The organism is Microlunatus elymi, assembly GCF_007362775.1.
In the GTDB taxonomy this organism is placed as follows: domain Bacteria; phylum Actinomycetota; class Actinomycetes; order Propionibacteriales; family Propionibacteriaceae; genus Microlunatus; species Microlunatus elymi.
Map to the genome: position 1 here is coordinate 1,197,945 of NZ_CP041692.1, position 22,212 is coordinate 1,220,156.

Here is a 22,212-nt window from a genome sequence, read left to right on the forward strand (position 1 = left end):
TGCGTCGTGAATCGGCGAGAATTCGTTGATCCCACCGGAACGGAGCACCCGTGAGCACGCTGCGCACCATCGGCCTGGAGGAACACTTCGTCACCCCGGACCTGGTCGGAAACGGGGCGTCGGCGCGCAGCATCGCCCAGCCCGACAAATAGGCCGCGCGGGGGTCAGGCTGCTGGATCTGTTCGACGAGCGCATCGCTGAGATGGACAAGGGCGGGCTGGACGTCCAAGTGTTGTCGCTGAACGCGCCGGGCATCCACGCCGAGCCGGACGCGGCGACCGCAACGCGCGCGTCGGCGACGGTGAACGACTTTCCTGGCCGAAGCCATCGCCAAGCGGCCGGACCGGTTCCAGGGCTTCGCGGCGCTTGGCCTGCAGGTTCCTGACTGTGCCGCGCGCGAACTGGAGCGTGCCGTCACCCAGCTTGGTCTGCGTGGGGCGCTGATCAATGCCCACACTCAGGGCCGCAACCTCGACGACCGGTGCTTCGACGTCTTGTGGGAGCGAGCCGAGTCGCTGGGGTGCCGCTCTACCTCCATCCGGCAAACGGACGCCTACCTGCGCCGCAACCTATGGGTAACCACCAGCGGCGTCTGTGACGAGCCGCCGCTACGGTGCGCCATCGACGCACTGGGCGCCGATCGCGTGCTCTTCGCCACCGACTACCCGTTCGAGTCGATCCAGGTGGCGACCCAGTTCCCGCGACGGTGGCCATCGCGGAGGCCGAGCGGGACAGATCGCACACGTCAACGCCGAGCAGTCGCTGGGGATACCCGCGGTCGGCTGAGGACAACCCGCGAAGGCCACGAGCCTCGTCCCCAGAGGGCTTATCGATCCCGGTCCGGTCGGCGTGCTGGTTGCCAGACGTCGCGGTAGTCGTGGACGAACTCACGCAGTGTGGTCGCCGGTTGTCCGGTGAGTTTGCGGACCACGCGGTCGGGGATGGCGGATACATTCAGCCGCACCATCCGGTAGATCATCTTCTGGACTGCGATGTAGTCGGCGTGCCGACCCTGTTCGGCCAGTCGAACGAGGTAGTCGGACTCGCTGGGGCGGGCATAGGTGATGAACCGGCCCAGCACGTCGGTCATGACGGTGGCGATCTTGTGGTAGCTCAGTGGCTGCTCGCCGGAGAGGCTGTAGGCCTTCTGGAGGTGTCCCGGCTCGGTCAGTGCGACTGCGGCGACTCGGCCGACATCCCGGGCGTCGATCATGACAGTGAACGATCGGCCGGCCGGCACGTAGATGTTGCTGTGGTCGCGGATCTCTTCGGGATAGATGCTGGAGAGGTTCTGCATGAAGAAGTTCGGCCGCAGGAACGTGTGCGGGGCATGGCTGGTCTTGAGGTGCTGTTCGACGGCGTGGTGGGGTGTGCGAGTGTTGAACTGAACCCCTGGTAGCGACAGGAACGCCAGTTGTCGTACCTGGTGGCGGTTGGCCGCGTCGATGAAGGGAAACAGATAGCGTTGCACGTCCTCGATCTGCGGCGGGCGCATCAGGAACACTCGATCGACGCCGTCCAGTAAGCGGTCGAATTCCGCCGGTGTCATGGCGAAGTCGAAGCGGCGTGCCTGCGCACCTGAGGCCATCGTGGCACTGCCGGGGTCGCGGACGGCTGCGATCACCTGCTCGTCGCGAGCGGGAGATGATCAAGGACGGCCGAGCCGACGATTCCGGTGGCGCCGGTGACCAGTACCGCGGTCATGAAGTTCCGTCCAGACGGTGGATCAGATCGGCCAACGTGGCCAGTTGCCGGTCGGTGAGCGGGACGAAGCGGGCGGAGGAGGGGTGGTGAGCTCGGCCTCGTACCTGTGCACCGCGGCACGGGCAACAGGAGTCAGGCGCAGCAGCCGGGACCGAGCGTCGTGGGGATGCACGACTTGCTCGTCAGCCCCTGGGTGTGCAGCCCTTCGACCAATTGGCTGACTGCACCGGGGGTGATGCCGAGCCGTGCCGAGATGGCTCCGGGCGTCAGTGGTGTCTGGCTGTGCGCGATCAGGAACATCGCGTCCAGTTGGCTGCTGGTCAACCGAGCGTCGCCGAAGGATGGCCCGGCGGTGCCGGTCGAGCGGGCGGTGGCGAGGTCGCGGCTGATCGACACGATCGCTTCCAACACCGTGCCGATGAGCGTGTCGCGTTCCTCCGGATCGGCGTTCGACGAACCGCCGGGTCGGTGGGTCATGCGCTGACGAAGGGGAGATCGCCGATGTACTTGCGGTCTCCGACCTGGGTGAGGATGAAGTCGGCCACGTCGTCGCGACTGAGCTGCGTGCTGGCGTCCACGCCGACCCGGCCGACCCGATAGTGCCCGGTGCCCGGGTTCTCGGTCAGCCGCGGTGCGCGAACCACGGTCCAGTCGAGCCCGGAGTCTTGCAACAGGCCAGATGGCCCTCGGCATCGGCCAGCACCCGGCCGGACCGCAGCTTGAGTAGGCCCTGGATCGCCCGGTCGGCGATCTTGGGCCGATCTCGGTCGGCCCGCAGCCCGCCGCCGGACAGAGTCACGATCCGTTTCACGCCCTGGGCTGCCATAGCGTTTGTGATGACGAGGGTGCCAGCGGTCTGCAACGTTGCCGAGGAACCCTTCACCTGGCCGAAGAGGCTGAGCACCACGTCGGCTCCGGACACCGTTTCGGCCACGCTCGCCGGATCAAGCACGTCACCCCGCACGACGCTCAGCCGCTCGGAGGTGGCCGTCAGCTTGGCCAGATCCCGTACCAGTGCGCGAACCGTCAACCCCGCTGCCAAGGCTCGATCCAGGACTCGTCGGCCCGTTCGGCCGGTGGCCCCGAACAATGCGATCGCCGTCATGGCCGGATACTTTAGCGGCTAAACATCTCCTGGAAGGAAGGTTTGATCGACGGCAGACGTATTCCGTTCGGCCGTCCGAGGGGTCCTGACGCCGGCCGGTTCGTCGAACCATCGCGAAAGGAAGTGGATCACCGACATCAGCTTTCGCTGCTGGGCGAACATCCGCTGCAAACACGGCGCCATGCTGATGGCTCGGGATGCCGTGAACGCACGCCTTGGCACTGTGCGAAGCAGATCGGCGGCTGAACGCCGCGTGTTGACCTCCAGGACCATGCCTGGCGTCGATCCGAGTTGGTGAGTCCTCAGTCGGAATCGTATGGCACTACCCAGATGGCGGCCCCGAGTTCGCGATCGGACTTGATGTTCTCGTTTATGTCCGCCCTTCTTCGGGGACTGAGCCCCAAACGTTCGGCACGTGCGAGAACATCGGGGTCGGCATCGGAAACGCGGATCACCGTCCAGGATCCGGCGCCGGCCTCACTGAGTCGGACGGCGTTAGTTGGCTTATGGGTCACCCCGTTCCGATCGGGAATGGGATCCCCGTGGGGGTCACTGACGGGATGCCCCAGAGCCGCGTCGATCCGATCGATCAGGGTCGAAGTTGCCGCATGTTCGAGGCGCTCTGCCTCGTTGTGCACTTCGTCCCAACCGTAGCCAAGCTTGTCGACCAGGAAGGTCTCCAGAAGTCGGTGTCGGCGTACCATCGCGACGGCGTAGCGGGTGCCGATCGGTGTCAGGTAGATCGGTTTGTACGGTTTGTGGGTGACCAGTCCAAGTTGTGCGAGCCGTTTGACGGTGTCGGTGACGTTGGCCACGGAGGTCCCGAATCGGTTCGCGAGCGCCGTACTCGTGATGGGCGGATCGCCCCATTCGGTGGCAGACCAGATCACTTTCAGGTAGTCCTGTGCCACCGGGGTAATTTGGTCAAGGTCCGGTTCGGTCGGGTCGTCCGTGCCTCTGGTTCCCACCCCCTCAGTCTCGCATCCGGATTCCTGCTGGGTCCTTGGCGCGGGCTGTGCTGCGTCAGTCTCCATCCGTGAACGACAGAACAATGAGAGCCAGATTCAGGCACACGACCGCGCCGGTGACGAGCCAGGCGGTGGCTGTGAGCGGCCGAGGATTGGCAAACCTGCCCATGACTGCCTGTCGGCTGGTGTAGGACACCAGCGGGACAAGGGCGAACGGAATGCAGACGCTGAGGACGACCTGGCTCAGAACCAGAGCCCGCGTGGGGTCAAAACCAACCGCCAGCACGATCAGCGCCGGGATCAGCGTTATCGCCCGGCGCCAGGCGAGCGGAATCCCGACCTTCAACAGGCCGGCCATGATGGTCGAGCCGGCATAGCAGCCTATCGAGGTGGATGCCAAGCCCGAGGCCAGCAACCCGATGCCGAACACCGCTCCGACTGTCGGACCGAGTGCACTTTGGATCGCATGGTGGGCTCCCGGAATGCTGTCGGTTCCGGCGACACCGGGCAGACTCGCGGCTGCCAACAGCAACATGGCGATGTTCACGCTGCCGGCCACCATCAGGGCCAGCACAACGTCGATCCGGGTTGCCCTGAGCAGGCGCGGAATCCGGGTGGCGGCGATTCGGTCACCGTGGCGGTCTCGGGCCAGGCTGGAATGCAGGCAGATCGCGTGCGGCATCACGGTGGCGCCGAGCATGCTGGCGGCCAGCAGAACTGTCTCGCGACCGTCGAAGCGAGGCAGCAGGCCGGTCGCCGTCTGGCTCCAGTCGACGGGACTGAGGAACAGGCCGGTGACGAACCCAATGGTGATCACGGAAAGCAATCCGATCACGACGAATTCGAACGGTCGCTGCCCTCGGCGGGACTGCACAACCAGAAGTCCCAGTGACACCAGGCCGACGATCAGTCCACCAATCACCAGCGGCAGGCCGAAGAGGATCTTCAGCGCCAGCGCACCACCGACGACCTCGGCCAGGTCGGTTGCCGCGGCAACCACTTCTGCCTGGGTCCAGAACAACAGCCGGGAGCGTCGCGAAAGGCGGCTCCCCAGCAGCGAAGGCAGGGTCTGACCGGTCACCAGGCCGAGCTTGGCCGACAGGTATTGGATCAGGACCGCCATCACGTTCGCCAGTACGAGCACCCAGACCAGCAGGTAGCCGTAACTCGCGCCAGCGGTGAGATTCGCGGCGACGTTTCCGGGATCGACGTAGGCGATCGCCGCGACGAACGCGGGGCCGAGCAGCCAAATCAGTCTGCGACGACCGGAACCCGGGCCGCGGGGGTTTCCAGCACCTCGAACCGCCGGTCGCTCGCCGACGTGCTCCGGGGCATCCGGCTCGCTGGCAAGGCCCAATCTCGACACAGAAGTTAAGGTAGCTTAACTCGTCCGGCTGAAGGAACCGCGGGACCGACTGCGCCACATTCCGGTCGGGTGAGGACGGGCGGTACTCACAGGGAATCCGGGAACGGCAGGCGGAGCCAGTCACCTGCGATGAACCGGCTGGTGCGTCGTCGCCAGCCGGCTGATCAGCGCGGCTGCCCTTCCGGGTGCGTCGCCGTTGCGGCTGATTTCGTCTCGAAGGCGTTCGGCCGCCGTCCGATAGGAGGGGTTCATCAAGACATCCGAGACCGCTCGGGCGATGGCGGATGGCCGGGGCCTGCGGCCACGTATTCGGCGGCCGGTGCCGCTCCAGACGATCCGTGCACCGACCTCTCTCTTCTCCTCAGTTCGTCCTATCTGAACCAGTGGTACTCCATAGCTGAGAGCAAGCGTTACGCCGGTGTAGCCCCCGTTGGTCACCATGCAGGACACCATGGGGAGCACGCGCTCGTACGGGAGATAACCACAGACCGTGATCGCTGCCCGGGTAGAACCCAAATTTCGCAGAGCTCGGTCCACGGCGTGGGAATTCGGCTGACCGGTCAGCACGAGTAGTTGGACCGGATGGTCGGCGAGAGCCTTGATGGCGGGAATGATCAGTTCGTTGGGGTCGGGCCTCATGGTGCCCTGGGTGATCAGGATTACCGGCCTCCCCGCGTCGGCGAGGGTCGGCAGCCAGGTCGGTTCGGTCCAGCCCTGGCTGGGGACGGGGCGCATCACCCCAATCCAATGCAGCTGTGGCGGGAGCCTGTGCCGGGGATACTCGAAGCCCGGCGGGCAGGCTTGGAGGTGTAGGTACGGCGAGATCCGTTCCTGAACCGCTGCGAGTTTGGTACGGATGCCGTTGCGAGCTTGGATTTCCTGCCATTGCAGTTGCAGGGGACCATAAACGAGCCGGCGTGCGGTCCGCCGAACCACGAAATCACGCTGTCGACCCCATAAGCTCTGGTCGGGGAGGTAGCCCGGCCCAAAGGGCGGCGCAAGCTCGTCGTCGAATTCGAGCGGACCGTCGCCGAGAGTGGCCCAGGGTGGCCCGCCGACTGCATGCAGCAATTGAGGAGCGAACATCAGCAGATCGCAGAGGACCGCGTCCACTCGCTGCCGGCCGGTGATCTCCAACAGGTCGTCCAGTTGCGTCTCTGCCTGGCCAAGAAAGAAAGTCGCGAAGGACTCTCGGATCGCTCGCGGCCCATTCGTGGAACGACGTCGTCGCTTCATCGACCGATTCGCGATGACGTCGTCGGCTCGCGTAGTCGGGATGAACTCTGCGCCGACCGAGGCGATGTCCGGACAGAAGCGTCGACCCGCGTACCACACCACTCGATGGCCGTCCTGAACCAATGCTCGGGCCAACGGCAGCATGTTTCGAGTGTGGGCAATGATGGGAGTACTGGCGATCAATATTGTTCTCACGTTGCACTCTCATTGTTGAAGCTTTCCGCGGACAATCGACTGGTCGGAGTGGCCCGGGCTGGGATCGGGGCGCGGCTCGGCGGAGACGTCTACAACGGTGAAATTGCGGAGATTCAGGCCTGCGGGAACCTGATAGCTGCCGCTGCGGTCGTTGAGATAGCCGAGCGACCGCATGTGGCTCAAATCCGCGGTGGCGAGCCACACCTCGCGGTTACCGTCGAAGGGCTTCGCCACGTCGATCGTGATGTGCAGGTACTCCGATCCGTCACGGGATCTCTCGATCTGGGCCGACCCTGAGGAACCCTTCCAGCTGGGCAGGGCCGTGAGTTGGGCACTGCTGATGATCTTCGAGGAGTTGAGCTGCCGGGGAAGCAGCAAACCACCGGCGAATCCGACGATCGCGGCAAGTACAGCGGCGACAGCGATCTGAGGCCACCACTTGGTCCTCGCGCCGGTTGTCTTCCTCCGGTGGTGGCCGCGGTGACGTTCCTCCCCGCGCCCCGTCCGGCGGTCCGCGTGTTCGGGTGCGTCGTTTTCCAGGTTCGGCCGCGCAACGTTCGTTTGCCGGACGCGATCCGCGGCCTCGTCCGCGACGGCGTCGCCGGGGCGTAGCGACACGAGCTGCAATTCGGCCACCGTTCGTTCCCACACCGCCGGTGGGGGAACGACAAGCGCTTGAGGATCCGAGGCTGCGGAGCGCGTCAGCCCAGCGGCTCGGGTGAGCTCGGCGAACTCACCGGCGCACTGCGGGCACTGCTCGACATGTGCCTCGGCGGGCCCGATGTGTTCACCGATCGCCAGCAGCGCGAGGTCGTCAGGATCGGAATGCATCGAGCTCCACCCCCAATCGATCGCGCAACTTCTGAAGACTACGGCGGATGTGGCTCTTGACGGTGCCCGGTGGCAGTTGCAGTCGTTCGGCGATCTGACTGTGGGTCAGGTCTTCGAAGAAGGCCAGCCGGAGGACTCTACGCGGCTCGTCCTCCAGTCCGGCCAACACATCGGCGATCACCATCCTGTCGGCGGTGTCGTTGAGCTCGGCCAACTCCGGGTCCAGCGTGCGTACGTGCGCCTGGGCGATGACTTCGTTCACGACGCGTAGATCTCGTCGGCGACGCTGGTAGGTGTCGGCGATCTTGAAACGGGTGATTCCGAGGAGCCAGTTCCGCAACGCCGATCGTTGCGGGTCGAATTGGGTACGACTGCGCCAGGCCGCTACGAACACCTGCTGGGTGATGTCCTCGGCATCTGCTTGATCCGCCAGGGAGCGGAGCGCGAGAGTGTAGATCAGCGCCGACCAGCTCTGGTAGACCTCGGCAAACGCCTGTTCGTCGCCGCGGCGAAACCGCTCGGCGAGTGATGCGTCGAGCACATCTTGGTCAGACATGACGGCCGCGATCGCTTGTCCACGACGGGGGCAACCGAGACGAACGAACCGCTCTGCCGTTCACTGCGGGACCGCCGTGACGATCAGCAGATCTTGGTAGCCGGTTGCCGTTCGGTACGGTGGTGCACACGTCATCAGCCGCAGCACAGGTGGTCCGGTTCGGGTGAAGATTTGCTCGAAGTCCGTGGTCTTCTTGGCGAACCGCTGCCGGTGCTTGACGACGTAGTTGATCTTGTGACCGGCAGAGTCGGTGATGACGACCTTCGCGTTCAGTGGGACGGCGACAAGCCGTGAGAACGGCCCGAGCCCCTGATTGAACGTGTCCACGTGGCCGGCGAGAACGGTTGCGCCGCTGCGATCGCCCGGCCGGGACCCGAAGCGGTACCACCAGGCGCGCTGGGTGGTATCCGGCATTGCCAAGAAGCCGTCTGCGTCGACACCAACGGGCACGACCCGCAGATCCATCGCAATGCTGGGTACTTGCAGGCGCACAGGCCAGGAATGACGTACCTGCTGCGCGTTAGACCGTAACGCACCCGACCTCACTCGAACCTTCTGAATCGCTGTCCCGGTGGGGGTGTGGGACGCTCGATGCTCGGTGCTCCTGTCGGTCGAGGGCGCGGCTATCGGCTGATGGGGCGCGGACGCGACAACGGTGGGCTGTGCAGACTCCAGGCGCACACCGGGCAGAACAGCGCCGCCGGTCGTCAGCAGCACACTGGCGCTAATGGCCAGCGCGAAGCCGACGTGCCGGTCCCAACCCGTTGGCGCCGCTGACTGAATGCCTCGCCGATGGGCCTCGCCGCCGACCGGGCGCGGCAGGCGACCGGGCCTGGTCGGGTCCGGTCGCCCACCTGTCTTGTGCTGACCGCTACGCGTCTGCAACGAACTTCTCTCCGGAGGTGGATTACGTGTGGGGCGTCAACGGGATGCCTTGGCTCGGGCGACTCGTCCGATCGACAACACGGCCATTGCGGCGGCGAGCAGCACTCCGGATGCGATCCAAGTCGACGAGCCGGCGCCGACGAGACCCGCTTCACCGGCTGGGACGCCGCCGGGTGCACTTGCGAGTCCGGGGATCGTCTGGACGGCGAGCTTCAGGTTGTCGTCCTCAGCACTTCCCCAGGCGTAGACGATCGTGTTGACGCCTTCTGTGACATTGACCGGCGCCGGGCCGATCAGCGGTTTCGTCGTGCCGGCGGCTGCGACCGATGCCTGCACGGTTCCGGCTGGCAGGTCCAGCACCTTCTGATCGGGATTCTGCAGACCCTGGACGACGGGCTTTCCGCCGGCGAGGATGTCAACGGCCGGCGCGGCCGCGTCGTGCCGAACGGTGAGCCGGCCATGGCCTGCAGCGATCTTTGAGATGTCGTTTTCGTACAGCGTGGCGGTTGGTTTGCCGTTGGCTGCCAGGTGGGCGACGGCGGAGTAGTTGCCGCCTGCGCGGAGGCTTACTTTCACCGGGCCGATCGCGGGTTTGGAGTCGTTCTTGGCGTCCGCTGCGGTAATCGCCAGCTTATGGGAACCGGACGGGACCGTCAGCGGGCCGGCGATCTGGCCCGGTTTGAAGTCGTTGAGCACGCGCTTTCCGTCCAGGTACACATCGACGGGAAGCTTCGGTACTGCGTGGACGACCGACAAACGGCTGTCGGATGCGGCGTGGGCCGTGGCTGCTGAGGTCGTCATGGTCCCGGCTGCTGCGGTCAGTGCGGCCGCACCGATCAGCGCGAGCATGCGGGTGGGTCGGGATGGGGCAGGCATGTGGGTCGTTGCTCCTTCGGAATCGACATCGATACCGGTGAATTCGGTTGTCTTGTTTGCAAGCAGGTTCTGGGACCTGTCGCAGGTGGGCCTGATTGCCGAAACCGGCATTCAGGGACTAGAACTGAGCGAAGGGACGCGGGGTGGCGTACCCGAAGGTTTCGCCGCTGGAGAACGCAATCACGCCGAACGTTTGATTCAGGGCGCCGGCGGCAGTTTGGGTAAGGGTCAGACGCACCAGTCCGAGGGAGTAGTGATCAGACGGTCGGATCGTGAAGAGGTCGACGCGGCCCACATCACCGATCGATCCGCTGACCCGCGCACTGACCTTGGCCCGGCCGAGATCGATGGAGAAGTTGCGGAGTTCGATCGCGCGTTGCGGGGTGCTCAGGCTCAGCCCGCCGGCGTGCTTGATTCGGAGGTTGGCCAGTCGATACCCGACGATCGGGAAGTCGGCCGCGACGGTGCCTTTGTACGGGCCGGCTTTTGCCGAGCCCAGCGGCGCGGGAGCGATCTGGGCGCGTTGGATCAGCGCGTAAACGGCTGGCGCAACCACCACCTGGGTGTAGCCGCGATGCACCGACGCCAGGTGGCTTCCGTGTTGACGCGGGCTCGCCTCCGCAGCCGTCGCGCTGGAGACGAGCGCGGCCGCAGCCGCGAACGCGCCAGCAGCCGCGAGTAGCTTGAATCTCATCAATACCTCCTGCTGATGTTCCGGGCCGATCCCGGACTTCATTCATCAATTCGTCAGCTACGGCCGATTCGGATGCACCTCTCAACTGGGACTTGTGTCGGCGCGGCATCGGGAGGTAACCGAAGCTGGTCGTCAGCCAGCCGCCCAGCAGCGGACGGAGCGCCGCTGTGACGCCGATCGTCGCGCCCAGATCCCGAACGCCAGTCCTCGCTCGCCTCGGAAGTTCGCGTTCAGCAGCGACAGCGATGTCGGCAGCATCATCGCTCCGCCCACACCCTGAACTGCGCGGGCGCCGATCAGCACACCTCCCGAATCGGCCAAGCCCGCGAGCCCGCTGGCGGCCGCGAAGATCGCCACACCCGTCACAAAGAGGCGCCGCTGACCGAACTGATCGGCCAAGCGACCGTTGACCAGTAGCAACGCAGCGAGGACCAACGCGTAGATCTCCTGGACCCACCGCCCCTGCTTCGAGTCGATCCCGATGTCTCTCACGATGGACGGCACGGCGACGATCACGATCGTGGAATCGATGATGATCAGCCAAACGCCGAGACTGATGATCACCAAACCCGGCCAGCGACGGCGATCCTGCGCACCGGGTTGAGGCTCCGAGAGCATGGCCTCAATCTACGCCTTCAAGCTAGAAAAACTAGCTCCAACGATGATCCGCCACGAACGAAACGCTGGCTCAGTCGGCTGGTTCGCTCGGCTTCTCAGCAGCTTCGGCGATGTAGGCATGGAGAATGTCCGTCGCGCGATGCAGGAAGTCCAGTACGGTGGCCGCCTCCTCGGAGGTGAGTTCGGCCCCGAGTTCCCGAAAGCCGTCGTTGACGGATTTCAGTGTCTGGCGCACTTCGGTTCGAGCATGTTCTGTGGCGCTGACGTTGGTGCGATAACGCGGCTTGCCTTCTGGCTGTTCGACGGGGGTTCGCCTGACGTGGCCTGCCTCGGTCAGGCGGTCGATGAGCACGCTGGCGGATGCAGTTCGGATCCCGAGTCGGTCGGCGAGCTCCTTCGGGCTGATTTTGTTGCCCGACGCGGTGACCAGGTCCATCGCTTGTACGTCGGTGACCCGCAGCCCCATCCGGCGCGCCGCGGCGGCCTGCATCTCGCGCCCGGCCTGAAGGAGCAGGCGGACGGCCATGCTGAGTTCGTAGGAGTCCGCCGCAGTCACGCGTCCGATCGTAGTCAGGGCCGGTCATGGATATGGCGCCGGACACCCGATACGATGGAATTGTGACTAGAAAATCTAGCCCGCTGTTGTCGCCGAGCAGTCAGATTCCGGCTGAACCCAGCAACCCCCCGTTGGTGCTGGTGACCGGCGCGACCGGTTACGTCGGCGGGCGTCTGATTCCCGCGTTGCTGGCGGCGGGATATCGGGTACGAGCGGTGGCACGCCACCCGGAGGCTCTCTCGGATCGGCCGTGGTCGGATCAGATCGAGGTCATGGGCGCCGATGTCGGCGCAGCCGACGACATGCGGGTTGCCTTGTCCGATGTCGAGGTTGCCTTCTATCTGGTGCACGCGATGGGGTCGGGGCCGGATTACGACGCGCGGGACCGAACGCTGGCGCGAAACTTCGCCGCCGCAGCCGAGGCGGCGAGAGTGCGTCGGATCATCTATCTCGGTGGCATGCATCCCGACACTGAGAATCTCTCTCCGCACCTGGCGTCGCGGCGCGAAGTCGGAGAGATCTTCCTCTCCTCGGCCGTACCGACGGTGGTCCTGCAGGCCGCGGTGGTCATCGGTTCGGGCAGCGCGTCGTTCGAGATGATGAGGTATCTCACCGAGCGGCTACCGGTGATGGTCGCGCCGACCTGGCTCCGTACCCGGATTCAGCCGATCGCGATCCGCGACGTCCTGTACTACCTGGTCGCGGCGGCAGGTCTGCCACCAGAACTCAACCGGACCTTCGACATCGGCGGCCCGGAGGTGCTGACCTACGCAGAGATGATCCAGCGCTACGCCCACGTCGTCGGCCTCCCACCGCGGATCATCCGGACCCTGCCGGTGTTGACTCCCTGGTTCGCCAGCCATTGGGTCGGGCTCGTCACGCCGGTCCCGGCCAGCATTGCCAAACCCCTGGTGTTGTCCCTGACCCACGAGGTCACCAGGAAGGAATGCGACCTCGACGACTTGATCGGGCCGCCCCGCCGGAAGTTGCTCGGCTTCGATGACGCCGTGCGACTGGCGCTGCAGAAGATTCGCGACTACGACGTACGGACAACCTGGTCCTCGGCGAGCTATCTGGGGGCCCCGAGCGATCCGTTGCCCGACGATCCGGCCTGGGCCGGCGGTGACCTGTACGTCGATGAGCGTCAGATTCCGGTCGACGCCGATCCGCAGGAGGTCTGGAGGGTGATCGAGGAAATCGGAGGCCGGGCCGGATGGCACTCGTGGCGGCTGGGCTGGGTCGCGCGCGGCGTGTTGGACCGATTGGTCGGCGGACCCGGACTCCGGCGTGGCCGACGCCATCCGACCAAGCTGGAGACCGGAGATCCGCTGGACTGGTGGCGGGTGGAGAAAATCGTTCCCGGCAGAGTGCTGAGGTTGCGGGCCGAGATGAGGCTGCCCGGTTTGGCGTGGCTCGAGCTGTGCATCGATTCCGACAGCGACGGGCGTACGGTGTTTCGCCAACGGGCGCTGTATCACCCACACGGCCTGCTCGGGCACGCGTACTGGTTCGCCGTGACGCCCTTTCACGGCATCGTTTTCGGCGGCATGCAACGCAATATTGCACGCTCGGCCGGAACTGCGGTGCCGCCGAAGACCACCCAGTCCGCATCCTGAATCAGGACGGCGAGGCGTTCTGCACCCTGGAAGTGATCTTGAAGGAGCAATCTGCATGGTCGTCACACAGGCGGAGTATCTGATCTTGATGGCGGCTTGCCTGCTCGTCACCTTGCCACTGGAGTTCGTCTTCACCGCCCGGGTCTACCGTTCACCGCGCCGGTTGATCATCACCTTGCTCCCGGTGGTGCTCGTCTTCACGGTCTGGGATCTGGCCGGCATTGCTGCCGGCCATTGGCGCTACAACCCCACCTACGTCACCGGGCTCGTCCTGATCGGACGCCTGCCGGTGGAGGAGTTGGTGTTCTTCATCGTGATCCCGATCTGCGGCTTGTTGACCTACCGCGCGGTCGGTTATGTGCTGGCTGCGGTCCGGTCGCGGCCGAGTTCGGCGAAGGCCGGGAATCGGTGATGCCCGCCTACACCCTGCTGACGGTGATCGCCGTCGTCACCGTCGTCCTGGTCGAACTGCTCTGGCTGAGGACCGGCATCTTCAGCTCGGCCCAGTACTGGCTGACCATGATCATCGTTTGGGGTTTCCAGATTCCGGTGGACGGATGGCTGACCAAACTGTCGGCTCCGATCGTGATCTACAGCGATTCCGCGATCCTCGGGGTGAGACTCCCCTGGGACATTCCCATTGAGGACTTCGGTTTCGGGTTCTCCATGGTCACCCTGACGATCATGCTGTGGCTGCGACTCGAGCCACGTCGGAAACAGAGTGAGGACTTGGCACGGTGAGACCGTCGACGTGGCTGCCCGGGCAGGATCAGCGCGCCGAGCGGCTCGCCGGGCCGACCGGCGAGCCGTGGGTCAAGGAACGCCGATCTGTGGCGGTCATCGGCGGCGGCATCGCGGGCCTGGCAGCGGCAACGGCGTTGGCCGAGCGAGGAGTCGAGGTCGTCCTGCTGGAGGCCGAGCAGCAACTCGGTGGCCGGGTCAGATCCTGGCCGGTCCGACACGGTGCCGACCAGGTGACCATGAGCCGTGGCTTTCACGCGTTCTTCCGGCAGTACTACAACCTGCGGTCGCTGTTGCGCCGCGCGGACCCGGGGTTGACCCGGCTGCGGCCGGTTGATGACTATCCGTTGCAGTCGGCAACCGGCCAGACCGACCGGTTTGCGCAGATCCCGCGCACTCCCCCGTGGAGCCTGGCGGCATTCGTCGCGACCAGTCCCAGCTTCAGACTTCGCGATCTGGGCCGCGTCGACATCGGCCACGCGCTGGCATTGCTCGACGTCGACTTCCCGCGAACGTTCGGCGACTACGACGGCGTCAGTGCCGCGAGCTTTCTCGACCGGCTCCGGTTTCCCCGACGCGCCCGGCATCTGGCTCTTGAGGTGTTCGCGCGTAGCTTCTTCGCCGATCCGGAGGACTTCGCGGCGGCTGAGCTGGTGGCGATGTTCCACAGCTACTTCGTGGGCTCGGCGGAGGGTTTGCTCTTCGACGTACCCGACGACGATTACGACACAGCGTTGTGGAAGCCACTGGGCGACTACCTGCGGCGACAACAGGTTGTCGTGCAGACCGGAACGCCCGTCAGTCGGGTCGACCTGACCGCCGACAAGGTCCGGGTGGAGTGGGAGTCAGCCTCCGCGGGCGCCGGCATGGCCACGGTAGACGCGATCGTGATAGCCACCGATCCCCGGACGCTACCGGAGTTGATCGGTGAGCGGACGCTCGGCGCCGACCCGCGGTGGCGTGACGCGGTCCGGCGGGTCGTGACCGCGCCGCCGTTCCTGGTCTGGCGGGTCTGGCTCGACCAGCCGATCGCGGCACGACGGCCGGTGTTCCTGGGTACGACCGGATATGGGCCCCTGGACAACATCAGTGCGATCCATCGGTTCGAGGCCGGCGCCGCGGGCTGGGCTGAGGAACACGAGGGTGCGGTGATCGAACTTCACGCTTATGCCCTGCCCGACCGGACCGGTCCGGCTGAGGTGGCAGAACTGCGCAGCCAATTGTGGACGGGGCTGCGCAGGGCCTATCCGGAGCTGTCCGCAGCCCGCATCGTGTTCGACGAGTGCCGACTGGAGCGCGACTGCGTGTTGGTGACCCCGGACCATTGGGCGCAGCGGCCGACGGTGGCGACTCCGGATCCTCGGGTAGTGCTGGCCGGCGATGCGGTACGCACCGACCTCCCGGTCGCGCTGATGGAGCGCGCCGCCACGACCGGGTTCCAGGCCGCGAACACGCTGTTGGCGGGTTGGGGAGTGCGTGGGCACGACCTGTGGTCGGTGCCGCGTACGGCACGACAGGTCTGGCCGGGCCGGCTCCGGCGGCTGCTGGCTCAGCCCGGGAAGTTGCCGCGGCGGCGCAGCCGGTAGCGCCGCTCGGCGTAGGCCAGATCGTCGACCCAGAGCCGACCGGCGACTCGACGCATGGCCGGTCGGAACAATGGCCCGAATCTCCGGACGACGCCGAATCCCCGCCGCTCGGAGTAGGCAACGGTGAGTTCGGTCAGCACCGTCACCGCCGGCTCGACACCGGGCGCCGTGATCAAGGTCGCGTGCGTCTCCACCACGCTGCCGATGCCTTCTCCACCGATGATCCGCATCACGATCGTGCGCGGATCCGGGCAGACGAACTCTGCGCGCGCCGGTACGCCGTACCGTCGTCCGAGCCGGAACGTGACGTCGGCGACCAGACGATCGTCCGAACTGGCCGCGTTGTCGACGGCCAGGTGACTGAATGCGTATGGGTGGAACCAGGCTCCGTGCCACGGATCGAGCCGGTTTGCCACGATGTCGACGGGCTCGCAGAGCCCGCGGCGGGTGATCACCGCCGTGACCGATTCCTCGAGCGGGGGCCGATCCGGGACGATCGGCAGTTCGGTCGGCGGATCGGCGGCCGGGTCGACGCCAGCCGGCGGCGGCAACCGGACCCACAGCAGTGCCCCGTCGTCGCGGGCCGGATACGGGCTCCAGTCGCCGTACCCGTCGTCGCCGAGTGCCAGACCGTGCCAACGACATCGCAACGTGCCGTCCAGCACTGGGCAGTTGTCCAGCAGTGCGCCCAGGTGGGGACAAGCTCCGGGGCCGGCTCGCAGACTGCCGTCGGCGGCGCGCCACAGCACGATTTCCCGGCCTGCCAACGTACGAGTGCGGCTGCGTGACAGACCGACTTCGGCGCTGTGCCCGATCACGAACCAGCCGCCGGAAGGCCGGCGTTGTGCTCGATCGAGCGCGGCCGCGATCCGTCCCGGACGGGCCTGGCGATAAGTGGGGAGCAGGGTGTCGTAGCCGGGTTGTGCACGTCGCCGGATCGGGTTCCGGGCGGCTATGGGTGCCAGTCGGTCGGGCACAGTTTGCTGATTAGGCAGAACGGTCACGTTTGCTCCAGTTTGGCGCAGAAGTTCGATCGGGATTGCCCCGTGGAGAGCGCATCACACGGCGCGTCGCGGTGACTGCCTTGACCAGAGTCGGAACACGGGCCCGGCCGGAGAACACGTCGTAGTCGGCGGCCTCGATGCGATCCAGGATCGCCCGATACAACACCAGCGCGGTGTCCACGCAGCGCGCCGACGCCGGCGGTAGATGAGCCAGTCCGACCGCGGCCTGCTCGTACAGCCGACGATTGCGCTCGACCTCGAAGCTCATGAGGCGTCGCCATTGGGGGGTCACCCGGCGCAGTTCTGGTTCGGCTGCGAACTGCTGTAGATCCTCGGTGGGCAGGTAGACCCGACCACGGTCGAGGTCTTCACCCACGTCGCGCAGGAAGTTGGTGAGCTGGAACGCCACACCCAGCGACCGGGCCGGAGCGAACGCGGCAGGCGAGGTCGGCTCCAGGATCGGCAGCATCATCTCTCCGATCACCGCTGCGGAGCCCTCCATGTAATCGCAGAGATCGGCCCAGGTGCGATAGCGGTTCTGCACCAGATCCAGGGCCATCGCGGCGAAGAAACGGTCGAAACACTCCAACGGAATCTGCCGTCGGTTGATGGTGTCGACGACAGCTGCAAGCACCGGGTCCGAGGTGCCGTGATCGACCGCCGAACGGAAGCGACCGCGAAATTCCTCCAACGCCCGGGTACGGCTCTCGGCGTCTTGGTCGCCGACGTCGACGATGTCGTCGGCCAGTCGACACAGGGCGTACACGGCGTGAACGTGGCGGCGTTGAGCTCGCGGCAGGATCGCCGCTCCCCAGTAGTAGGTGGTGCCGTAGCGCCAGGTCAGACGAGCGCAGGCCCGGTATCCACCGTGCAGCAGGTCCGTCATCGCAACCAGCCTGACGACGCTGGGCGCTCTGACCGATTCCGGGCAGGGCCGGCAGGAGGTCGCGAACCGAGATAGCGGCCGACGCGTTCGGCAGCGAGTTTGCCGGACAACAGCACCATCGGCACGCCGACTCCGGGGACGGTACCGGAGCCCGCGAAGTAGAGACCCGGGCGTCTGCGTATCCGGTTCGGGGGCCGGAAGGGGCCGGTTTGGGTGAAGGTGTGGGCCAGCGAGAACGGGGTGCCGTGGGACAGGCCCTGTCGATGCCAGTCCAGCGGAGTGACCAACTTCTCGGTGACGATCTCGGTCGGATAGCCGCCGTCGGCGAGGAATTGCAACAGTCGTTGTCGCATCGGGGCGGCCTCGCGGACCCAGTCCACCGAACCGCCGAGGTGGGGCACCGGCTCCAACACGTACAACGTACTGCAGCCTGGAGGCGCCAGAGACGGGTCGTCCAGCGACGGCACGGACACCAGTCTCGACGGATTCGGCATCAGCTCGCCGTGACGGATCATCGCCGTGAACGCGCTGTTCCAGTCGCGCCCGAAGTGGATGTTGTGATGGCGGACCTGATCGCCGGGCAAGCCGCGGACGCCGACATGCCAAACCACCGCAGACGGCGCATAGCGGCCGGATCGTACGGTTCGTGGCGGTCGAACGTCGGGGATCATCAGCCGATATGCGGCGGCCGGGTCGAGCGTGCAGACGACCGCATCAGCCATGAATTGGCCTTCGTCGGTTCTGACTCCTGCCACCCGGCCGTTCCGATCCGTGATCAGGCCGGTAACGGGTTGGTCGAGGAGAAGCGTGCCACCGGCATCGGTGAAGGCGTCGGCCAGCGCGCGCGGGACGGCGTGCATCCCACCCTCGGGAAACCACACGCCCGCAACGGTGTCCATGTAGGTGATCACCGCGTACAGCGCCAGCGCACGTTCCGGCGACAGGCCCACATAAAGAGCCTGGAAACTCAACAGCCGGTGCAGCCGCGGGTCACCGAACCGGCGCCGAATCGCTGGCCCCAACCGGCCGAACGCACCCAGAAACGTCAGTCGAGCGAGAGCGGCAGGCGAGCGGAGCAGGTCAAATCCGGCGTTGTAGTTGGTGTCGATGAAGTGCGGTAGCTCCAGCCGGTAGAGCCGGGTCAACCAGTCGACGAAGGCCTCGTAGCTCGCGGCATCAGCGGCACCGCAGGTGTCCAGGATCTCGTTGATCATGTCGGTCGGGTCGGCCCGCGCGTCGATCACGCTGCCGTCGGCGAAGCGAGCTCGGTACGCCGGATCGAGACGCTTGAGGTTGATGCGCTGCGACAGTCGGCTGCCGGCGGCCTGAAGTGTGTCGTCGATCAGTTCGGGCATGGTCAGCACGGTCGGACCGGTGTCGAAGGTGAAGCCCTCGAGGCGTAGCGCGCCCGCTCGACCGCCGATACCCGTGTCGCGCTCGATGACGGTGACGTCATGGCCCTGCCCAGTGAGATAGCAGGCCGCAGACAGTCCCGCCAATCCGGCTCCGACGACAATGACGCGGCTCATCGATCCCGCCAGGCAACCTGATCGGCAATCTGCGTCAGTAGGGCAGTCGCTTCGGCTGCCCCTGACTGGGCTGGGTCGACACCTCGTTTTGGCTCCAGTTCGGCCAGGTGAGCCAGGCCGCGATCGACGTGTTGGCTGATCATCTCCTCCACGTCGGCCCGGACGCCGGCGTCGTGGATGGCCCATTGCAGCCGTTCCACGTCCGCAGGCCGTCGTTCGGCGGAGGCGACGCGTGTCAACAGCCGAGACTCTGCCGCGGCAAGCCGTTGACTGGCCAGCGCAATGATCACGGTGGGCTTGCCCGCGATCAGGTCGTCACCGGCCGGTTTCCCGGTGATCGCGGGATCGCCCCACACGCCGAGAATGTCGTCGCGAAGTGCGAAGGCCCACCCAATCTCTCGGCCGTAGGCGGCAAGGGACTCGCGGACCTCCGGCCGCGCGCCTGCTGCAATCGCGCCCAGTTCCAGCGGACGGTGGACGGTGTAACTGCCCGACTTCTGGTCGGCTACCGACAGGGCCAGCTCTGGATCCCGGGCACGGTCAGCAGCTCCGGTGAGGTCGCCGAGCTGACCACGAATCAGCTCGCGGACGAGTGTGCGCCAGACGTCCCGCACCGGCGTCGGACACTCCGCGATCAGGTCGTCGGCCGCGGCGTGAGCCAGATCGCCGAGCAGGATCGCCACGTTCTCTCCGAATCGCGCCGATTCGCCGGCAGCACTGAGTTCGCGGTGCTGTGCTGCTGCTTGGATCTGTGTGGTCGCAACGCCGCGTCGGGTCGGGGATTCGTCCATCACGTCGTCGTGGACCAGTGCAAAGCTGTGCAGCAATTCCAACGCGGCGCCGATGCGCACCACGGTCTCGTCCGGCTCGCCGCTGCCCGATGCCCAGAAGCCGAGGTAAGCCATCAACGGTCTGATTCGCTTGCCACCGCAGTGAATCAGGCCGGTCAGCAGCTTCGGCAGTTCGACCAAGTCCGCCAACGTGGCGCGGCCGTCCTGCTGCGTCCCTGCGGTGGCGGTCGGTCCGAGACCGCTTCGAGGCATCGCAGCGCCAAGGTCCGCATCGGAGTATTCGTGAATGCAGAGGTCGATCTGCCGGTCGACACGGGCAAGGTAGTCGCGGAGTCGTGGATTCTCCTTCAGCGATCGGCCGGAATTCGCTCGCCTGGCTAGCAATGTTCGGGCATGAAAGGACACCGCGTCGTCGATCAACATGGTCAGCCTCCGAAGGGCCTGGTCGATGGATGGTCGCAACGCGTCAGCAGCGGAAGCTGCAGGACAGCCCACGGACTGTACGCATACGGCGCCGCCAGGACCGCGGTCGCGAGCGATTCCGGTTGCTGCCATACCCAGTCAGCCACTTCGGCCGGATCCGGATCCAACGACGTCGGATCCTCTGCGACGGCGACGTACACGGGGCAGAGTTCGTTCTCCACGATTCCCCGCGTGTCGGCCGCGGAATAACTGAAGTCGGGGAGTACGCAGTCCAGTGTCGTCACAGTCAAGTCGAGTTCTTCGTCGATGCGTCGCCGGACGGCGTCGCCCACGTCCTCGTCCGGACGGGGATGGCCGCAGCAAGAATTGGACCAGACGCCGGGAAAGGCGAGCTTGCCCAAGGCGCGGCGGGTGATCAGCACGCGACCTGCTGGATCGAAGATCCAGCAGGAGAAGGCCAGGTGTAGCGGCGTGTTGGCGGTGTGGATGGTGGAGCGCTGATGGCTGCCGAGTCGACGCCCCGCCTGGTCTACGAGGACAACTTCATCTAGCGTTCGGTCCATTCAGACACCCCTTCGGTCATGGCCGAAACCCGGCTCGGGCTAGAAATTCTAGCGCAAGGCTGTGAGTCTGATGCTGATTTCGAGACTGCGTGGGGAATGCATCGGCGGCGGGCTGTCGTCTGGCTCAGGTTCGCTTCCGCCGGTGGAGGAATTCCTGGCGTGCGTGGTCAACGTCGATCACGGGTTCGGGGTAACGGATCCGGCGACGCTTCGCGCCCTCGAGGCGCCACGGCTGATGGACCTTTGCAGGGTCTTCGATGGCGGCAAGTTCGGGTACCCACCGGCGCACGTACCGTGCGTCGCGGTCGAACCGGGCCTGACGCACGGGATTCAGGATCCGATTCGGCCGGGTGTCGGTTCCGGTGCCGGCCACCCACTGCCAGTTCAGGTTGTTGTTCGCGATGTCGCCGTCCAGTAGCCCGTCGAGGAAGAACTGCGCGCCGCGTCGCCAGTCCTGATACAGCGTCTTGGTCAGGAAACTGGCGACGATCATCCGGGCGCGATTGTGCATCCACCCGGTGGCGGCGAGTTGCCGCATACCGGCATCCACCAATGGATAGCCCGTCATCCCGGCGCACCAGGCTTCCCATTGCTCGTCGTCGTCGCGCCATCGATCCTGACGGGATCGATAGTCGCGCCAGGCCGCCTCTGGCCTCGCCGCCAGGAGCTGGTGATGGAAGTCCCGCCAGGCCAGTTGCCGGACGAATGCTGCCGCGCCTGTCCCAGGGGTCTCCAGCGCACGCGCAGCGAGTTGGACCGGCGACACGAAGCCGAGATGCAGGTACGGCGACAGGTGCGAGGTGTGGTCGCCGGCGAGATCGTCCTGTCGGTCCAGGTACCGCTGGAGACCGTCAGCGAACCAGCTGTCGGCCAGTCGACAGCCGGCCGATTCGCCACCGGACCAGCCCGCGACCTCCTGTCCAGTGGGAACCGAACCCTGCCGAACCCCTTCCGGCAGCAGCAGACGTACCGGAGGTGGAAGCACCGGGCGCACCGGAGTGTCCTGCCAGCGGCGGAAGTACGGGGTGAAAACCGCAAAGTGATCGGACGACTGCGGCGTGATCGTCCCCGCCGGCTGGATGGTCGTCACCGCGTCGTGCACAATCAACCGGCGACGCTGTCGCCCCAGCTCGACGCGCAGACGCTCCTCACGGCGCTTCGCATACCACGAGACGTCCGCGCCGACATGGACCGACTCCGCATCGACAGCGGCGGCCAACTTCGCAATCTGCGCAACCGGGTCTCCGCGGCGTACGATCAGTCGGCCGCCGAGGTTTCGCAGCGACGAGTCGAGATCGGCCAGGCCGGCGTTGAGGAAGTGTTGCCGACGGTGGTTGCTGAAACTCGAACCCAGCAAGTCGCGATCCTGGACGAACAGCGGAACGACGTGCTCGGACTCGGCTGCGGCTGCTAGAACAGGGTTGTCGGTAACGCGAAGATTGCGGTTGAACACGGCGATGCTGGTCGATCGGTCCGCCACGAC

25 protein-coding genes are annotated in these 22,212 nt (G+C 65.9%); 5 read left to right on the forward strand and 20 right to left on the reverse strand.

Annotated elements, in window-relative coordinates; translation table 11 throughout:
• Positions 1-371: 371 nt before the first annotated feature.
• The gene (locus tag FOE78_RS24725) at positions 372-875 is read left to right on the forward strand and encodes an amidohydrolase family protein (RefSeq protein ID WP_407662646.1); all 504 of its coding nucleotides are present in this window, start codon (positions 372-374) and stop codon (positions 873-875) included.
• Here the strand turns inward: FOE78_RS24725 and FOE78_RS05345 are convergent.
• The 14 genes from FOE78_RS05345 to FOE78_RS05400 all read right to left on the reverse strand — a co-directional run bounded on the left by FOE78_RS05345 (position 827) and on the right by FOE78_RS05400 (position 11,590).
• Positions 827-1,588 carry an NmrA family NAD(P)-binding protein gene (locus tag FOE78_RS05345; protein WP_143985383.1) on the reverse strand — a complete coding sequence of 254 codons (762 nt, stop codon included), beginning with the start codon at positions 1,586-1,588 and terminating at the stop codon, positions 827-829. The genes FOE78_RS24725 and FOE78_RS05345 overlap by 49 nt on opposite strands.
• 248 nt (positions 1,589-1,836) lie before the next feature.
• A complete protein-coding gene (locus FOE78_RS05350) occupies positions 1,837-2,181 on the reverse strand; it encodes a MarR family transcriptional regulator (RefSeq protein ID WP_143985384.1) in 345 nt (114 codons plus the stop codon).
• The gene (locus FOE78_RS24390; RefSeq protein ID WP_210414827.1) at positions 2,178-2,348 is read right to left on the reverse strand and encodes an NAD(P)-dependent oxidoreductase; all 171 of its coding nucleotides are present in this window, start codon (positions 2,346-2,348) and stop codon (positions 2,178-2,180) included. The genes FOE78_RS05350 and FOE78_RS24390 overlap by 4 nt, the downstream gene beginning before the upstream one ends.
• The gene (locus tag FOE78_RS05355) at positions 2,327-2,809 is read right to left on the reverse strand and encodes an NAD(P)-dependent oxidoreductase (protein ID WP_210414828.1); all 483 of its coding nucleotides are present in this window, start codon (positions 2,807-2,809) and stop codon (positions 2,327-2,329) included. The genes FOE78_RS24390 and FOE78_RS05355 overlap by 22 nt, the downstream gene beginning before the upstream one ends.
• Before the next feature lie 302 nt (positions 2,810-3,111).
• The gene (locus FOE78_RS05360; RefSeq protein ID WP_210414829.1) at positions 3,112-3,720 is read right to left on the reverse strand and encodes a metal-dependent transcriptional regulator; all 609 of its coding nucleotides are present in this window, start codon (positions 3,718-3,720) and stop codon (positions 3,112-3,114) included.
• A gap of 112 nt (positions 3,721-3,832) precedes the next feature.
• Positions 3,833-5,032, reverse strand: coding sequence for an Nramp family divalent metal transporter (locus tag FOE78_RS05365; protein WP_143988572.1), 1,200 nt, complete (start codon positions 5,030-5,032; stop codon positions 3,833-3,835).
• Between the two features lie 231 nt (positions 5,033-5,263).
• Positions 5,264-6,523, reverse strand: coding sequence for a glycosyltransferase (locus FOE78_RS05370; protein WP_143985386.1), 1,260 nt, complete (start codon positions 6,521-6,523; stop codon positions 5,264-5,266).
• A 60-nt stretch (positions 6,524-6,583) separates the two neighbouring features.
• A complete protein-coding gene (locus FOE78_RS05375; protein ID WP_143985387.1) occupies positions 6,584-7,405 on the reverse strand; it encodes an anti-sigma factor domain-containing protein in 822 nt (273 codons plus the stop codon).
• Entirely contained in the window at positions 7,389-7,961 is a 573-nt protein-coding gene (locus FOE78_RS05380; RefSeq protein ID WP_143985388.1) for an RNA polymerase sigma factor, read from the reverse strand. Before FOE78_RS05380 ends, FOE78_RS05375 begins: the two co-directional genes overlap by 17 nt.
• A gap of 60 nt (positions 7,962-8,021) precedes the next feature.
• On the reverse strand, positions 8,022-8,507 hold the full coding sequence (locus FOE78_RS05385) for a class F sortase (protein WP_143985389.1): 486 nt from the start codon (positions 8,505-8,507) through the stop codon (positions 8,022-8,024).
• 375 nt (positions 8,508-8,882) lie between these two features.
• Positions 8,883-9,833, reverse strand: a complete 951-nt coding sequence (locus FOE78_RS05390; protein WP_210414830.1) for a DUF4397 domain-containing protein — start codon at positions 9,831-9,833, stop codon at positions 8,883-8,885.
• A 7-nt stretch (positions 9,834-9,840) separates the two neighbouring features.
• A complete protein-coding gene (locus FOE78_RS23800; protein ID WP_210414831.1) occupies positions 9,841-10,458 on the reverse strand; it encodes a hypothetical protein in 618 nt (205 codons plus the stop codon).
• A 90-nt stretch (positions 10,459-10,548) separates the two neighbouring features.
• Positions 10,549-10,932 carry an MFS transporter gene (locus tag FOE78_RS23805; RefSeq protein ID WP_210414832.1) on the reverse strand — a complete coding sequence of 128 codons (384 nt, stop codon included), beginning with the start codon at positions 10,930-10,932 and terminating at the stop codon, positions 10,549-10,551.
• Positions 10,933-11,104: 172 nt separating this feature from the next.
• Positions 11,105-11,590 carry a MarR family winged helix-turn-helix transcriptional regulator gene (locus FOE78_RS05400; protein ID WP_143985390.1) on the reverse strand — a complete coding sequence of 162 codons (486 nt, stop codon included), beginning with the start codon at positions 11,588-11,590 and terminating at the stop codon, positions 11,105-11,107.
• A gap of 26 nt (positions 11,591-11,616) precedes the next feature.
• Between FOE78_RS05400 and FOE78_RS05405 the strand changes: the two genes are divergently transcribed.
• The 4 genes from FOE78_RS05405 to FOE78_RS05420 are packed head-to-tail and all read left to right on the forward strand — an operon-like array spanning position 11,617 to position 15,533.
• Positions 11,617-13,206: an SDR family oxidoreductase gene (locus FOE78_RS05405; RefSeq protein WP_228266059.1), complete on the forward strand. Its 1,590-nt coding sequence runs from the start codon at positions 11,617-11,619 to the stop codon at positions 13,204-13,206.
• A gap of 55 nt (positions 13,207-13,261) precedes the next feature.
• Positions 13,262-13,618, forward strand: a complete 357-nt coding sequence (locus FOE78_RS05410) for a lycopene cyclase domain-containing protein (RefSeq protein ID WP_143985391.1) — start codon at positions 13,262-13,264, stop codon at positions 13,616-13,618.
• Complete coding sequence (locus FOE78_RS05415) at positions 13,618-13,947, forward strand: lycopene cyclase domain-containing protein (RefSeq protein WP_143985392.1); 330 nt, start codon at positions 13,618-13,620, stop codon at positions 13,945-13,947. Before FOE78_RS05410 ends, FOE78_RS05415 begins: the two co-directional genes overlap by 1 nt.
• The gene (locus FOE78_RS05420) at positions 13,944-15,533 is read left to right on the forward strand and encodes an FAD-dependent oxidoreductase (RefSeq protein ID WP_143985393.1); all 1,590 of its coding nucleotides are present in this window, start codon (positions 13,944-13,946) and stop codon (positions 15,531-15,533) included. Before FOE78_RS05415 ends, FOE78_RS05420 begins: the two co-directional genes overlap by 4 nt.
• On the opposite strand, the gene FOE78_RS05425 is transcribed toward FOE78_RS05420, so the two are convergent.
• From FOE78_RS05425 to FOE78_RS05450, 6 genes are all read right to left on the reverse strand, one after another.
• Positions 15,497-16,510 carry a DUF5914 domain-containing protein gene (locus FOE78_RS05425; RefSeq protein ID WP_143985394.1) on the reverse strand — a complete coding sequence of 338 codons (1,014 nt, stop codon included), beginning with the start codon at positions 16,508-16,510 and terminating at the stop codon, positions 15,497-15,499. The two genes, FOE78_RS05420 and FOE78_RS05425, sit on opposite strands and share 37 nt — an antisense overlap.
• Positions 16,511-16,520: 10 nt before the next feature.
• The gene (locus FOE78_RS05430; RefSeq protein ID WP_143985395.1) at positions 16,521-17,423 is read right to left on the reverse strand and encodes a phytoene/squalene synthase family protein; all 903 of its coding nucleotides are present in this window, start codon (positions 17,421-17,423) and stop codon (positions 16,521-16,523) included.
• Positions 17,420-18,952, reverse strand: a complete 1,533-nt coding sequence (gene crtI, locus FOE78_RS05435) for a phytoene desaturase family protein (protein ID WP_143985396.1) — start codon at positions 18,950-18,952, stop codon at positions 17,420-17,422. Before crtI ends, FOE78_RS05430 begins: the two co-directional genes overlap by 4 nt.
• Positions 18,949-20,166 (reverse strand): polyprenyl synthetase family protein, encoded by a 1,218-nt coding sequence (locus tag FOE78_RS05440; RefSeq protein ID WP_168207393.1) that lies wholly within the window; start codon positions 20,164-20,166, stop codon positions 18,949-18,951. The genes crtI and FOE78_RS05440 overlap by 4 nt, the downstream gene beginning before the upstream one ends.
• 2 nt (positions 20,167-20,168) lie before the next feature.
• Positions 20,169-20,729 (reverse strand): isopentenyl-diphosphate Delta-isomerase, encoded by a 561-nt coding sequence (gene idi / locus FOE78_RS05445; RefSeq protein WP_143985398.1) that lies wholly within the window; start codon positions 20,727-20,729, stop codon positions 20,169-20,171.
• 124 nt (positions 20,730-20,853) lie between these two features.
• Entirely contained in the window at positions 20,854-22,209 is a 1,356-nt protein-coding gene (locus FOE78_RS05450) for a cryptochrome/photolyase family protein (RefSeq protein WP_143985399.1), read from the reverse strand.
• Between the last annotated feature and the right edge of the window lie 3 nt (positions 22,210-22,212).